Source organism: Bacteroides sp. L10-4 (assembly GCF_013373675.1).
Lineage (GTDB): Bacteria > Bacteroidota > Bacteroidia > Bacteroidales > Bacteroidaceae > Bacteroides > Bacteroides muris.
In genome coordinates this window covers 1-15,514 of record NZ_JABXJH010000022.1, presented here as the reverse complement: position 1 = coordinate 15,514, position 15,514 = coordinate 1, and the positions used below count along the sequence as shown (strand labels likewise).

At 46.7% G+C, this 15,514-nt stretch carries 11 protein-coding genes; all 11 read left to right on the top strand.

Features of this window, described 5'->3' with window-relative positions; all coding sequences use genetic code 11:
* Positions 1-19 precede the first annotated feature (19 nt).
* The 11 genes from xyl3A (at position 20) to ccsA (ending at position 15,110) form a co-directional block, all read left to right on the top strand.
* A complete protein-coding gene (xyl3A, locus tag HU824_RS08935; RefSeq protein ID WP_176468668.1) occupies positions 20-2,614 on the top strand; it encodes a xylan 1,4-beta-xylosidase in 2,595 nt (864 codons plus the stop codon).
* A 198-nt stretch (positions 2,615-2,812) separates the two neighbouring features.
* On the top strand, positions 2,813-3,769 hold the full coding sequence (locus HU824_RS08930) for an SPFH domain-containing protein (protein WP_136010093.1): 957 nt from the start codon (positions 2,813-2,815) through the stop codon (positions 3,767-3,769).
* Between the two features lie 12 nt (positions 3,770-3,781).
* Positions 3,782-5,140 (top strand): alpha/beta fold hydrolase, encoded by a 1,359-nt coding sequence (locus HU824_RS08925; RefSeq protein ID WP_176468650.1) that lies wholly within the window; start codon positions 3,782-3,784, stop codon positions 5,138-5,140.
* A gap of 59 nt (positions 5,141-5,199) precedes the next feature.
* Positions 5,200-5,409 (top strand): hypothetical protein, encoded by a 210-nt coding sequence (locus HU824_RS08920; RefSeq protein ID WP_005835322.1) that lies wholly within the window; start codon positions 5,200-5,202, stop codon positions 5,407-5,409.
* Positions 5,410-5,722: 313 nt separating this feature from the next.
* On the top strand, positions 5,723-7,105 hold the full coding sequence (locus HU824_RS08915; protein WP_176468649.1) for a hypothetical protein: 1,383 nt from the start codon (positions 5,723-5,725) through the stop codon (positions 7,103-7,105).
* Positions 7,106-7,134: 29 nt separating this feature from the next.
* A complete protein-coding gene (locus tag HU824_RS08910; RefSeq protein ID WP_117703459.1) occupies positions 7,135-8,286 on the top strand; it encodes an imelysin family protein in 1,152 nt (383 codons plus the stop codon).
* A 110-nt stretch (positions 8,287-8,396) separates the two neighbouring features.
* Positions 8,397-9,830: a di-heme oxidoredictase family protein gene (locus HU824_RS08905; RefSeq protein WP_176468667.1), complete on the top strand. Its 1,434-nt coding sequence runs from the start codon at positions 8,397-8,399 to the stop codon at positions 9,828-9,830.
* A 29-nt stretch (positions 9,831-9,859) separates the two neighbouring features.
* The gene (locus HU824_RS08900; RefSeq protein WP_176468648.1) at positions 9,860-11,071 is read left to right on the top strand and encodes a porin; all 1,212 of its coding nucleotides are present in this window, start codon (positions 9,860-9,862) and stop codon (positions 11,069-11,071) included.
* A 24-nt stretch (positions 11,072-11,095) separates the two neighbouring features.
* Positions 11,096-11,812, top strand: a complete 717-nt coding sequence (locus HU824_RS08895; protein WP_176468647.1) for a hypothetical protein — start codon at positions 11,096-11,098, stop codon at positions 11,810-11,812.
* Positions 11,813-11,877: 65 nt separating this feature from the next.
* Entirely contained in the window at positions 11,878-13,032 is a 1,155-nt protein-coding gene (locus HU824_RS08890) for a Rid family hydrolase (protein WP_176468646.1), read from the top strand.
* Positions 13,033-13,061: 29 nt separating this feature from the next.
* Positions 13,062-15,110, top strand: coding sequence for a cytochrome c biogenesis protein CcsA (ccsA, locus tag HU824_RS08885; RefSeq protein WP_176468645.1), 2,049 nt, complete (start codon positions 13,062-13,064; stop codon positions 15,108-15,110).
* The last annotated feature ends 404 nt before the right edge of the window (positions 15,111-15,514 follow it).

Genomic DNA, 15,514 nt, shown 5'->3' with positions numbered 1-15,514 from the left:
TGCCTAATATGAAACCATGATGAAACAGAAACTTCTTTACCTTTTGCCACTCTTCCTATTGTCGGGATGCGGGCAGGCTACTTACAAGAATGCATCTCTGCCGGCAGAAGAACGTGCCGGACTTTTGCTGAAGGAACTGACGCTCGAAGAGAAGGTGTCCTTGATGATGGACAGCTCCAAACCGGTGGAACGTCTGGGCATCAAGCCCTATAACTGGTGGAATGAAGCGTTGCATGGAGTGGCGCGTGCCGGGCTGGCCACAGTGTTTCCCCAACCGATTGGTATGGCGGCATCTTTCTCGCCGGAGACTGTATACGAGGTATTTACTGCTGTTTCTGATGAGGCCCGTGCCAAGAATGCCTACTATACATCTCAGGAAAGCCATGAGCGCTATCAAGGGTTGACGATGTGGACGCCTACGGTGAACATCTACCGCGACCCTCGCTGGGGAAGGGGTATAGAGACCTATGGGGAAGACCCTTATCTGACCAGCCGTATGGGTGTGATGGTTGTAAAGGGTTTGCAGGGCACGAACGATGGAAAATATGACAAGCTGCATGCTTGTGCCAAGCACTTTGCCGTACACTCCGGTCCGGAGTGGAACCGCCATGAGTTTAATGCGGAAAATATCAAGCCCCGTGATTTGTATGAAACTTATCTTCCTCCTTTCGAAGCTTTGGTGAAAGAAGGAAAAGTGAAGGAGGTGATGTGTGCCTACAACCGTTTTGAGGGCAATCCTTGCTGTGGTAGCGACCGCCTGCTGATGCAGATTTTGCGCGATGAGTGGGGATTTGACGGTATTGTCCTTTCGGACTGTGGAGCTATTGCCGATTTTTACAGAGACTATGGTCATAAGACGCATTCCGATGCAGAGTCTGCTTCGGCGGCTGCCGTACTGAGTGGAACGGACTTGGAATGCGGTTCGAGTTACGAGGCTCTGGTAGAAGCGGTGAAGCAGGGAAAGATTGATGAAGAAGCAGTGGATGTAGCAGTCAAGCGTCTTTTGACGGCCCGTTTTGCACTGGGTGAAATGGACGAGCCGGAGAAGGTGTCCTGGGCCGGCATTCCTTTTTCTGTGGTGGCTTCTGCCGGACACGACTCTCTGGCACTCGACATGGCTCGCAAGTCAATGACACTGCTTATGAACAAGGATAATACCTTGCCGTTGAAGCGCGGAGGATTGACTGTGGCCGTGATGGGGCCGAACGCCAATGATTCTGTGATGCAGTGGGGAAATTATAACGGTATGCCTCCGCACACGGTCACCATTCTGGATGGAATTAGAAAAGCCTTGGGCTTTGACGACCGGCTTATTTATGAACAAGGCTGCGGATGGGTGGAGAGAGCTCAGATACAGAGCGTCTTCAACCGTTGCAAGACTGCCGACGGAAAACCCGGATTTACTGCACGCTACTGGAATAACGTGACTCGTGACGGTGAGCCAGTCACTACTGCCCAAGTGACCACTCCTTTCCATTTCTGTACATCCGGTGCCACGGTTTTTGCTCCGGGTGTGAACCTTACTGACTTCTCGGCAACCTATAACAGCGTATTCACTCCCGACCAGTCGGGAGAGGTTGTCTTTGACATCTATGCTTATGGCTCAGGTAGATTGCGGATAAATGGGGAGGAAGTGAGAGGATTCTCCAATCAGCACGGTGGGCAGAAGAGTACTTGTACTTTGCAGGTACAAGCAGGAAAAATGTATGACATTGAACTGGATTTTGAATATTTCCGTAGCGATGCACAGCTGAATTTCGACCTTGGATTTAAGAATGAAGTGGATGTGAGGAAATCTGTGGAGCGTGTGAAGGATGCTGATGTCGTGGTCTTTGTGGGAGGAGTTTCTCCGAACCTCGAAGGCGAGGAGATGGGCGTTGAGCTTCCCGGATTCAGAGGGGGCGACCGTACCGATATCGAGTTGCCTGCTGTCCAGCGGGAACTGATTGCCGCTTTGCACCGTGCCGGTAAAAAGGTGGTGTTGGTGAACTGTTCGGGTTCCCCCATCGGTCTGGAGCCGGAAACCGGGAGGTGTGGAGCTATCCTGCAGGCATGGTATCCCGGTCAGGCGGGCGGTACGGCTGTAGCCGAAGTCTTGTTCGGTGATTACAATCCGGCAGGACGCTTGCCGGTGACCTTCTACCGTAATGTGTCACAGCTTCCTGATTTTGAAGATTATAACATGACCGGCCGGACTTACCGTTACATGACCCAGGAACCACTTTTCCCCTTCGGTCATGGATTGAGCTATACTTCCTTCAGCTATGGTGCTGTGGTGCTTGGTTCGGATAATATAAAGTCCGGCGAGAAATTGAGATTGAGTGTCCCCGTAACCAATACCGGCAAATGTGACGGTGAAGAGGTTGTGCAGGTCTATTTGAAGAAGCATGATGATGCAGAAGGACCGAGCAAGGCATTGCGTGCTTTCAAGCGGGTACATATCCCGGCAGGAAAGACGGTCGATGTAGAGTTTGATTTGGGCGATAAAGAGTTGGTGTGGTGGAATCCGCAAAGCAATACTATGTGCGTTTCCGAAGGCAGTTATGAACTGATGGTGGGCGGTAGCTCGCAGACTGCTGGTTTGCTGCGCCGGTCTTTTGTCATTCAGCCTTGATACATCACTGACAGAGTCAAAAAAAAGTTTTCCGCTTGAGGGTGAGTTATGACCCTCAAGCGGAATTTTTATATACAGGGAATACAGATTCTTAATAATCCTTAATACTATATGTTAACTCCCTTGTTTCTTTGTACTTCTCTAATTTTAATTGATATATTTGTGATATCATAATGATATCAATTAAATTTATAGAATATGGAAACAAAAGAGTATGGTTTCAGTGGTTTTAAGATGAATGGCTTTCTGGCCTTGTTCCTTCATTTGGTAGTGCTTACGGCGGTGATAATCTTTGGTTTTCTCATTTCTGTGCCTACCTTGATTCTCTCGGCGTGTCTGTGTCTGGTATGGTTCATTATGTTTGCCGGCTATATAGAGCTGGAACCGAACGAGGCGCGTGCCATGGTGTTCTTTGGCAAATACAAGGGAACATTCAAAGAGACCGGTTTTTTCTGGGTAAACCCATTCCTTAATAAGAAGAAGCTTTCGCTTCGTGCACGCAATCTGGATGTGGAGCCGATAAAGGTGAATGATAAGATTGGTAATCCTATTCTCATAGGACTGGTATTGGTGTGGAAGCTGAAGGACACTTATAAAGCCATGTTTGAGATTGATTCACAAACAATGGCTGCATCCGCTCCGACAGCGGGTAATGCCAACCAGGTGAGCCTTGGCAATGCGGTGGCCAACCGTATGAATGCATTCGAGAATTTTGTCATGATACAGAGTGATGCCGCCCTCCGTCAGGTTGCCGGTCAGTATGCCTATGATGATAATGAGATTGATACGGAGGAACTGACTCTTCGTTCGGGCGGTGAGGAAATCAATGAACAGCTGGAGCAGAAACTGAATGAACGCCTGGCTATGGCGGGTATGGAAGTGGTGGAAGCCCGTATCAACTATCTGGCTTATGCACCCGAAATTGCCGCTGTGATGCTGCGTCGCCAGCAAGCATCTGCCATTATTACGGCACGCGAGAAGATTGTGGAAGGGGCAGTCTCTATGGTAAAAATGGCGCTCCATAAACTTTCTGAAGAAGAAATTGTTGAACTGGACGAAGACAAGAAAGCGGCAATGGTCAGCAATCTGTTGGTAGTGCTTTGTGCGGATGAGGCTGCTCAACCGGTAGTCAATACGGGAACGTTGAACCATTGATAAAGGATACGGATGAAAGAGATGGGGGTTATAGGACGATGGGCTCTTATACTGCTCTTGCTGGGCAATGTATACGGGGGCTTTGCACAAGATGCGAATACTGCGCGCGCGCAGCACATTTATGAATTGTTTGTGGCAGGGCAAGGTGACAGTATCCATGCGGCATTGAACCGGGAGTTGCAGGAGAAACTGGCTCCGGCACTCTTCAATGATTCTTTCCGGCAAGCAGAGAAAATGTTTGGTAAATTCATATCAAAAGGAGAATGGAAGACCGATTCTGCCCAGGGAATTACTATCTATTATTCCGATGTGGAATTTGAACGTTATAATCTCCGTTTTCTGGTGGCTTTTGATGCTGACGGGGCACTGAATACAATCCGGCTGGTCCCTGCACCTGCTGTTAGCACTGCCCGACCGGTAGCCTATGATAAGACAAAAATGGATGAAAGGGATATTACACTGGGAGCCGACGGCTACAAGCTTCCCGGAACGTTGACTTTGCCCAAGCGGGCAGTCGGTCCGGATGCATGCAGGGTTCCTTGTGTTATTCTGGTACATGGTTCGGGGCCTCACGACCGTGACGAGACGATAGGTCCCAACAAGCCTTTCCGTGACCTTGCCTGGGGATTGGCGGAACGCGGCATTGCTGTCGTCCGCTATGAAAAACGGACAAAGGTATATGGTGCGGCTTGCGTTCCTGCCGGTCGCGAACTCGATTATGATACTGAGGCCGTGGACGATGCCGTTGCCATAGTGGAGCAGGTAAGGGCTTTGCCCGGGCTGGCTCCTGACAGTGTGTATGTGTTGGGGCACAGCCTGGGAGGTACATTGGCTCCCCGTATTGCCGGGCGTTCGAGAGGTTTGGCAGGTATCATTATCCTTGCCGGACTGGCAAGACCGCTTGAAGATGCTCTTGAGGAACAGGTTTATTATACCTCTTCTTTGACGGATTCTTCAGTCAATGTAAAGGCTCAACTTGATGAGCTGAAACAACAATTGGCTAATGTCAAAAAGCTTGGTACGGAAGAGTTTGATGAAACGATTTCCTTGCCATTGGGGCAGCCCCGCTCATATTGGCTGTTTGCCAATGCTTACAAACCGGTGGAAGTTGCCGCTAAACTAAAGCTGCCTATATTTGTTCTTCAAGGGGAGAGAGATTATCAGGTGACTATGGAAGACTTCGGTTTATGGCGTTCCGGCCTGTTGCGTTGTAAGAATGCGTACTTCAAATCTTATCCGAAATTGAATCACTTGTTGCAGGAAGGCAGCGGCAAGGCGACTCCGTTTGAGTATAGCCATGCTTCGCCCGTCCCGGCATATGTTATGGATGACATTGCCTCCTTCGTGCGGGGCAAGCAGAATACTCTTTGATTGGTACTTGGTTATATCAAAGTAACTTCAATCGTAAATTGTTAAATAGTAAATAAATAGTGGCTAAAAAAGAAACTTCAACCAAAAGCTTTGTCCTTCGTGTGGATGCTGCAACGATGGATGCCATTGAAAAATGGGCAGCCGACGAGTTCCGTAGTACCAATGGACAGCTTCAGTGGATTATCGCTGAAGCATTGCGGAAGAGTGGGCGGATGAAGAAGTCCAAGAATCCTCCTCCGTCTGAAGAGAAAGCAGAGGAGGATTCGTAATAACAGATTCTAAATCGCAGATAGTATGATTAATCTTGGTCCTTATTCCGGCAAGAATTGCCCTAATGTCCGTTTCCAACCCACTGTGCTTGACCGTATTCTGGAAGGTACGGCCCTGCTTATCGTGCTCGTTACGTGGATTAGCATTTTAATAGTTCTTTTACCACTTACCCTCCTTTCTCATCTTTATTTGTTGTTATAAATCTGCCATTACCTACTAATGGTTACTTTTTCTCTTCTTTTCGCAATTTTTAGGTATTGTTCTCCTTTTTAACTACCTCTACCTTTGCCCCAACAAAATTTAAGATAAAAGATGAGAAAATTAACAGGCTTATTCGTTTTATGTTTTCTGCTTTCTGCCAATGCTTTGCAGGCTGCTGAACCTGAAAAAGTTACTTCTGAAGCAGAGAGTACGGAGATTTCAACAGACAAAGAGAAAAAGGAAAAAGTAGCGAATGATGGCGACAACTACAAGAAATTCCGTTTCGGTGGATACGGAGAAATGGTTGCAAGTTTTAAGGATTATGGTATTAACCGTTTCTATGGTGCGCCCGAAGGCAATCCGGACAAACATAGGAATACAATTTCTATACCCCGTTTCGTGTTGGCTCTGGATTACAAGTTCAATTCCAAATGGATACTCGGTGCTGAAATCGAGTTTGAATCCGGTGGTACGGGTACTGCTTATGAACTTGAGAATACGGAAAACGGTGAGTATGAAACGGAGGTGGAAAAGGGTGGCGAAGTGGCTATCGAGCAATTCCACATTACCCGTTTAATTGTTCCACAATTCAACATACGTGCCGGTCACATCATTGTCCCGGTAGGATTGACCAACGCCCATCATGAACCAATCAATTTCTTTGGAACTTATCGGCCCGAAGGAGAGACAACCATTCTTCCTTCTACGTGGCATGAAAACGGACTCGAGGTTTTTGGTTCTTTTGGAAAAGGATATGCCAGCTTTGATTATCAGGCCATGATAGTGGCAGGTCTGAATGCCAATGGCTTTGACCGTAACACCTGGATAGCAAGTGGCAAACAAGGCATCTTTGAAGAAGACAACTTTACTTCACCGGGCTATGTGGCTCGTCTGGACTATAAGGGGGTTCCGGGGTTGCGTATAGGCGCTTCGTTCTATTACTGCGCTGATGCCGGTTCCAATTCTGACAAAGCCGATACTTATTCGTCTACCGGTAAGATTCCGGTAAGAATCTACACGGCAGATGCCCAATACCGTAATAAATATGTGGTTGCCCGTACCAATATGGTATACGGAAATTTGGGCAATTCAGCGAAGCTTAGTGAGGCAAATACCAAATTGTCGAATAAATCTCCTTACAGCCGTATAACCCCCATTGCAAAGAATGTAGTCAGTTATGCAGCCGAGGCCGGTTTGAATATCAGCGCTTTCTTCAAAGGAAACAGGAAAGTTCCGGTTATCTACCCCTTTGCACGTTATGAATATTATAATCCGCAAGAAAAGGGAGAGGCCAGCCAGATAATGGAGAAACGTTGTCAGGTAAGCATGTGGACTGCCGGATTGAATTGGTATGCCTTGCCTAATCTGGTGGTAAAGGCTGATTACACTACCCGCCAAATCGGAACAAACAAGGTTTTTGGAACTGGCAAGTATAATAGTGAAAATGAGTTTTCGATCGGTATTGCCTATATCGGTTGGTTTGTCAAGAAGTAGATGAATAGTAATCAATTAATTTTATACAGATGAAGAAAAATTTCTTTTATGCGACAGCTTTGGTATTAGGGCTGGCATTTACGGCTACTGCTTGTAGCGATGATGATGACAACAGTACAGTTAATCCTGCTGACATTGAGTATAATTCGGAGAATGCGGCAAGTTGGCACAACTACATGAGAAATGTGGCGGCTTTGTTGAAGACAGATGCCACCAATCTTTATGATTCTTGGAATACGAGTTATAAGGGTGGGGCAAGTTTTGCAACTTCCTTCAAAGCTCATAATGGTGCCTATAACTTTTCAAGTGCCTGGAACTGTATAGAGCAGGTTATCGACGGTTGTGTTGAAATCTCCAATGAGGTAGGTGAGACGAAGATTGGTGATCCATATAATAAATATATGGCAAACAATGTTATAGAGGCCCTCTATGCTGTTGAGTCATGGTATAGCTGGCATTCCCGTGATGATTATACCAATAATATTTACTCAATCCGCAATGCCTATTACGGCTCTTTGGACGGTAAGGTGAGCGACAAGTCAATTTCAAAATTGGTGGCTGGAGTCAATGCGGAGTTGGATACGAAAGTGTCGGCAGCTATCACTACGGCAGCATCGGCTATTCAGGCTATTCCCCAACCTTTCCGTAATAATATCAACAGTCAGGAAACGGTAGCGGCTATCAAGGCTTGTGAAGAACTGGAAAGTGTATTGGATAAGGAGTTGAAACCTTATATCAGGGACAATAGCACCATTAACAGCAATGAAGCACTTGACCCGATTGTTGAAAATTATGTCAATGTTGTGGTTTTGCCTACCTATAAGGATTTGAAGGAGAAGAATAGTACGCTGTATGACGCTGTGGTGGCTCTTGCCAACAATCCCTCTAACAGTGCTTTTGAGACGGCATGCAATGCTTGGATAACAGCCCGTGAACCTTGGGAGGAAAGTGAGGCGTTCCTATTTGGGCCGGTGGATGAGCTGGGACTTGACCCGAATATGGATAGTTGGCCTTTGGACCAGAACGCCATTGTCCAGATTCTGAATTCCCAGAAATGGGGCGATTTGGAATGGAGCGAGGGTGATGATGATGCAAAAGTTGAATCTGCTCAAAATGTACGCGGATTCCATACTTTGGAATTCCTGCTTTTCAAGGATGGCAAGCCTCGTACAGTTAAATAAGAATTATTTTATAAACAATACTCAAGAAGTAAAGGGGAGGATTTGGAGAATCCTGCCTTTACTTCTTTGGCATGTTTGGATATGCCATTATTAAAAAGTAGATAAAGATGATGAATCGTTTAATGAGATATTCATGTCTTCTCCTTTGTTTGTCGGCAGGTTTGACTGCTTGTGATGATGATGGGATTGACGTGTTGGATATAGAGATTCCTGAAGGATACGCTCTGTCTGCCGGAACGTCCACAATCTTCATGAATTCATCCAAGGCCTATGATTCACCGGCAGACTGGGTGTCGGGTGTTTACAACAGTCGCTTTAATGATGGTGACGGGCTTTACGATGATGTGCGTACGAGTAGCAATGGCATGGGAGGTGGTCTTGGCCCGGTCTATGCGGGGTATTCCTGTGGCAGTTGTCATCGTAATGCCGGCCGTACCAAACCGACGCTGTGGAGTGAAGGCGGATCGGGTAGTTACGGGTTTTCTTCGATGCTGGTTTATATAAGCCGCAAGAATGGTACGTTTTTTCAGGATTATGGCCGTGTTCTCCATGACCAGGCCATTTATGGAGTGAAACCGGAGGGAAAACTTTCTGTGGAGTATACTTATGAGACTTCTACCTTTCCCGACGGAGAGAAGTATGAACTTTGCAAACCGGCTTATTCCATATCCGAATGGTATGCTGACAGTATAAAGCCCGAAGATATGTTCTGCACGGTGCGTATCCCGTTGAGACATGTCGGTATGGGGCAAATGATGGCTTTGGAACCTACGGAGATTGAAGCGCTTGCTGCAAAAAGTAATTATCCGGAGTATGGTATAAGTGGCCGTTGCAATTACATTACCGAACGTGGTGTGAGAAGCTTGGGGCTGTCGGGAAATAAGGCTCAACATGCGGATTTGACTGTTGAACTTGGTTTTTCAAGTGATATGGGTGTTACCAATAGCCGCTATCCGGAAGAGATATGCGAGGGGCAGTCCCAGGTGAATCAAGGCAGCATGATGGGGCTTTCTTATGCCCGGTTGGATGTTTCTACAGAAGATATGGAAGATGTTGACTTGTATATGCAGAGTCTTGGTGTTCCTGCACGGCGTAATGTGAATGACCCGCAGGTGATAAGGGGAGAACAGAATTTCTATAAAGCCAAGTGCCATCTTTGCCATGTCACCACGTTGCATACCAGGCCTCGGGGCTCCGTGCTGTTGAACGGTACCCGTTTGCCATGGTTGGGAAGTCAGACAATTCACCCCTATTCGGATTTTTTGCTGCATGATATGGGCTCCGAAATTATGGGAGTCGGTCTGAATGATAACTATGTAAGTGGGTTGGCGCGTGGCAATGAATGGCGCACTACTCCGCTTTGGGGTATCGGGCTTCAGGAAAAGGTAAACGGACATACCTACTTCTTGCACGATGGTCGTGCCCGCAATCTTGTTGAAGCCATAATGTGGCATGGGGGAGAGGGAGAAGCATCGAAAAATCTCTTTAAGAACATGAGTAAGGATGACCGTGATGCCCTGATTGTATTTTTAAATTCACTTTAGAACTAATAAGCTTTATATAAAAAGTAATTATGAAGAAATTTTTATATGTCGCCATGCTGGCTGTTTTGCCTTTGACCGCTATGGCGCAACATGAGGAAGATACGGAGAATGGTGTAGTGTCATTGGCCGGAAGAGAAGGTTTTACCATTGAAACAAAGAAAGGTGACTTTGTTTTCAAGCCTTATCTGTTGGTACAAACGAGTGCTAATTTCAATTGGTATGATGATGAAGGCTTGGATAAGGCTTATAACCAAGATAATATTGCCAATTCGGGTTTTTCCATTCCTTATGCCGTACTTGGCTTTACTGGCAAGGCTTTTGGAAAAGTAGCTTTCAATCTGTCCGTCAATGCTGCTGCAAGTGGAGGAGCGCTGTTACAGCAGGCGTGGTTTGATGTACAGCTGAAAAAACAATTTGCGATTCGTGTCGGAAAGTTCAAGACTCCATTCTCGCATGCCTATCTGACAACTCTTGGCGAAACACTGCTTCCCCAGTTGCCGGTTTCTCTGACGTCTTCTGTAATTTTGCCTTATTCGTTGAATGCCGTGACGCCTAATATCGGTACGGGATTTGACCTGGGTGTTGAAATTCACGGTCTGGTGGCAGATAAGTTCGGTTATGAAGTCGGCTTGTTCAATGGAACCGGAGCTTCCGTGAATACAGCTTCAAAGACGATGAGTGATGACTGGCATATCCCTTCATTGCTGTATGCCGGACGTCTGACTTATATGCCCAAGGGGGTGATGCCTTCCACACAAGGTAATCCTAACCGTTTGAACGAGGATAAGATATTATTCGGTCTTTCGGGTTCTATCAATGTGGAGAGTGAAAATGAGAGTACCAATGATACCCGTGTGGGGTTGGAATTTGCCATGTTGAAGAACAAGCTCTATCTGGCGGCTGAAGCTTATTATATGAATGTAGGTTTCACCAAACGGCAAAAGATAAATGAATCGTATAGCTTTTTAGGCGGTTATGTGCAAGGTGGTTACTTTGTCGCTCCCCGCCTACAGCTTGCCGCACGCTACGATATCTTCAATCGTAACGGTACGGATGACGACGGTTTCCTGAATATGCCTGCTGTAGGTATGAATTACTTTTTCAGAGGATGCAACTTGAAATTGCAGGCAATGTATCAGTATGTAGCCCGTTGGGGACACGACACGCAGCTCGATCGTGATAATGATAATTTAGGTCTGGCCACTCACTCTGCCACGGTGATGCTTCAATATACATTCTAAATGAAGTCAGGAAAGGATTCGTCTATGAAAAAATACATTCTTTTCTTTTTTCTGCCCGTGCTTCTTATAGGTCTGCATGCATGCGATGAGGGGAGAATTTATGAGAATGCCGTAGTGGCCACGGGTGAAGGACGCACAGTGAAGATGACAGGCCGGATTAGTGGTGTGGATAAGTGGTCGGGCGACTATAGTGTGGTAGTGGCAGGATTTGATGATGAAAGCGATTATGCCATTGTTTCAAAGGTTGTTCCGGTATCCGAATCGGATAATGATGAAATCCGGTTGACAATGTCCGGCATAACGGATGAGGTGACAACAGTCGAGCTATGTGTAATCAATAAGTTGAGAAAGCGCATTGTCAGTTTGGTGGCAATGGAATGTACTGAAATCGCTGATACTATACTTATGGATGCAGGAACAGTTGATGCAAGTATGTACAATGCCATTCAACAAAAAATATTCAATTCCACTTGTACGGCTTGCCATGGTCTTAGCACCACTCCGGGTGGTGGCTTGAATCTGCTGGAAGGACATAGCCATGCTGATCTGGTCAACCGGGCTTCAACGACGGTGGACGGTAAAATGAGGGTTATGCCCGGCAATGCGTCAGAAAGTGTCTTGCATCTCATATTGGGTACGGACATCAGCTCGGATTGGCGTATAGACCATTCTCAGATGATAACCTCATCCGATATGCAGTCTTTGATTGGCAACTGGATTGACGATGGTGCACAGCCGTAATAATGATGGGTCTTACTGGTAATACCGGTACTTTTCTGAACAACAACGACTAATTGATATTTAATATGAAAGATAAACAACAACAAACTAATCAATCGGAGAATACCTTAACCGAAATCTTTAAATATGAGGTAGAAGCGGGTGTTTCGGAATATCATGTAATGATTCATGCCACCAGACCGGAAGCGACTTATGAAGAACAGCTGAATGCGGTGGTCGACACTTACTGCCAACTGCGTGAAAGCGAACTACAAGGTGCTGTTGCCGTCTTTAAACGCTACTTTCTAAGTGACGCCGCCAATCAGGCGGATATGCTACTGGGGCTTTCGGCAGAATGTTCGGACTGTGCACTCTCTGTGGTAGAGCAGCCGCCGTTGGACGGTACAAAGATTGCACTGTGGGTCTATCTGCAGAAAGGTGTGGAAACACAGGTGCTTCATAACGGATTGTTCGAAGTGAGACATGGCGCCTACCGTCACCTTTGGGGAGGCGGCTCTTTCAATCGTGCCGCCAATTCGGAATACCAGACCCGTCTGCTGTTGAATGACTATGTGATGCAGCTGATGGAACAGGGCTGCAAGCTGGCTGATTATTGCATACGTACCTGGTTTTTTGTACAGAACGTGGATGTGAATTATGCCGGAGTGGTGAAGGCACGTAATGAGGTGTTTGTTACCCAGGGCTTGACGGAGAAGACTCATTATATTTCCAGTACCGGTATCGGTGGCCGTCATGCCGACCCGAAAGTGACGGTTCAGATGGATACTTATGCTGTAGATGGTTTGAAATCTGAACAAATTCACTACCTTTACGCACCGACACATCTGAATCCCACATACGAATACGGTGTGAGTTTCGAGCGAGGTACGTATGTGGATTATGGCGACCGTCGCCAGGTGTTTATTTCGGGTACTGCGAGCATCAATAATAAAGGTGAGGTGGTATATCCCGGAGACATTCGCAAGCAGACGGAACGTATGTGGGAGAATGTGGAGGTTTTGTTGAAAGAAGCTGGCTGTACGTTTGATGATTTAGGACAGATGATTGTTTATCTGCGGGATGTTGCAGACTATACCGTGGTCAAAGGCATGTATGACAAGCGTTTCCCGGATATTCCGAGAGTGTTTGTATATGCTCCCGTATGTCGTCCGGGTTGGCTGATAGAGATGGAATGTATGGGAGTCAGGTCTTTAGAAAACAAGGAGTTTGCTCCATATTGATTTTTTCACTTTTAATTGATAGCTCTTAATTGAAAAAGTTTCTCATAGCTGTTTATGGTTGTTTGCTGCTCTTGCTTGCTGCAACTACGTTTGTAGAGCAGACGTACAGTACGGATTTTGTAGAAAAGCATGTTTATCATACGATTTGGTTTTGTTGCTTGTGGGGAGCCCTTGCTGCGATAACTGTTGTTGTGCTTGTAAGACAGCGGTTGTGGCGGCGTCTCCCGACGTTGTTGTTGCATGGCTCCTTCCTCGTGATTTTGGCGGGAGCCATGATTACGTTTCTTTGTGGTCGGAAAGGATATGTGCATCTTACTGTCGGCAGTGAGGTGAACTGCTTTTTGGAACAAGACGGCAGGCAGGTTGTAGAGTTACCGTTCACCTTACGTCTGGACAGTTTCCGGATTGAGTACTATCCGGGTACGGATGCTCCTGCAGATTATATCAGCTATATTCACGGCAAGAAGCCCGTCTCCATGAATCGTATTCTTTCACGGCAGGGGTTCCGCTTTTATCAGTCTTCCTTTGATGAGGATATGCAGGGAAGCTGGCTGACAGTGAATTATGACCCGTGGGGGATAGCTATAACCTATAGTGGCTACCTCTTGTTAGGTGTCTCCATGCTTTGGATGCTGATTGCCCGGGGCGGAGAGTTCCGTAGGCTGCTGAGGCATCCGTTGTTGAAGAAGGGAGGAATGTTTGTCCTATTATTGCTGTGCCTGGGAAGTGGGGCACATGCGCAGAAGAGAAGCCTTCCGGCACTGGCACGCAAGCAGGCGGATAGTCTCGCCCGTAAGCAGGTGATTTATAATGATCGTGTGGTTCCTTTCAATACCCTTGCGCGCGATTTTGTACTGAAACTGACGGGAAAACCGTCTTATGGAGGCATGACACCGGAGCAGGTGATTGGCGGATGGCTTCTGCGTCCGGAGGTTTGGCAGAATGAGCCGATGATTTATATCAAAAACGAGGCACTCCGTCACCTGCTTCATTTGAAGACGCCCTATGCACGTCTGGCTGATTTGTTCGACGGTGAGAAGTATCGCTTGCAGAAGTACTGGAAGGAGGAGCAAGGCCATCGTCAGAAAATGACTTCTCTGGAAAAGGCCATTGTAGAGGCGGATGAAAAGGTGGGACTGATTTTGATGCTCCAAAATGGTACATTGATTCGTCCTTTGCCGGAAGACGGAAGTGTGGAGCCTATTTCCGATACTAAAATACAAGCCGAATTGCTGTATAACCGTGTTCCTTTCAGCAAGCTGCTGTTCATGTTCAACCTTACGGTGGGATTGTTGGCTTTCTTCCGTTTGTTGTACCGTGGCTTGCGCCGTTCGTCTGCATCAGGCTCTTCCGGTCGGATTACGGTGTTTGCTTCTTTTTCACATCTGACAGATGTTTTCTTTCCGGTTGCACTTTATGCAGCGTTTCTCTTTCAGCTCTTCGGGTATAGTCTGAGATGGTACATCGGCGGGCGAATTCCGTTGGGTAACGGATACGAAACAATGCAGTTCATGGCATTGTGTGCGCTGTTCCTGGCTTGTCTGTTCCGGCGGCGTTTCCCGTTTATGGTGCCCTTCGGCTTTTTGTTGTCCGGTTTTTCCTTGCTGGTTTCATACTTGGGACAGATGAATCCCCAAATCACTCCCTTGATGCCCGTACTCGTTTCTCCATGGCTCAGTATGCATGTGTCATTGATAATGATGTCTTATGCTTTATTCGCTTTCATGATGCTGAACGGTATACTGGCACTGTGTCTCCGTCGTTCGGTCCGGATGTTGATGCTGCTCAGCCGACTGCTGCTTTATCCTGCCGCTTTCTTTTTGGGAGCCGGCATTTTTCTGGGTGCAGTTTGGGCCAATGTTTCATGGGGGCGTTATTGGGCTTGGGATCCAAAGGAGGTATGGGCGCTGATTACTTTCATGGTCTACGGGGTGGCGTTCCATGCACGTAGCCTACGTATTTTTCGCCGACCGTTGTTTTTCCATATCTATATGATTGTTGCCTTTCTGACAGTCTTGATGACCTATTTCGGGGTGAACTACATCCTTGGAGGAATACACAGCTATGCCAATGCCTGATTTTCGGGTGGTTCTACCTATTTATAATGACCGGCTTGTTTTATTATACCTAATTTAAGTGATTGCGTACTATCTGCCGATGCCTTATCTTTGCAGCGTCAGATTTGAATGAATTAGTTAGTCATAATTACGTAACCACTTTTATGAAGATAAAAGGATTCCCGCTTCCCGATGTGATATTGTGAAGCGGGGATTTTGTTACTATCGTGTAAACACGAAACGAATACCTTGCCGGCACGATATTTGTTTCTTGCATCACACGTTGTTAATTTCCTGTATGACATGTTATTGATATCTTGTGCCCTGCTTAATCAGCTTCCCGTACTCCGCTTCTCCCTCGCCAGTACCGAGATGATGTACCCTCCCTTGCTGTTCACCTTGTTCCAGTTCGTCCCATTGAATAT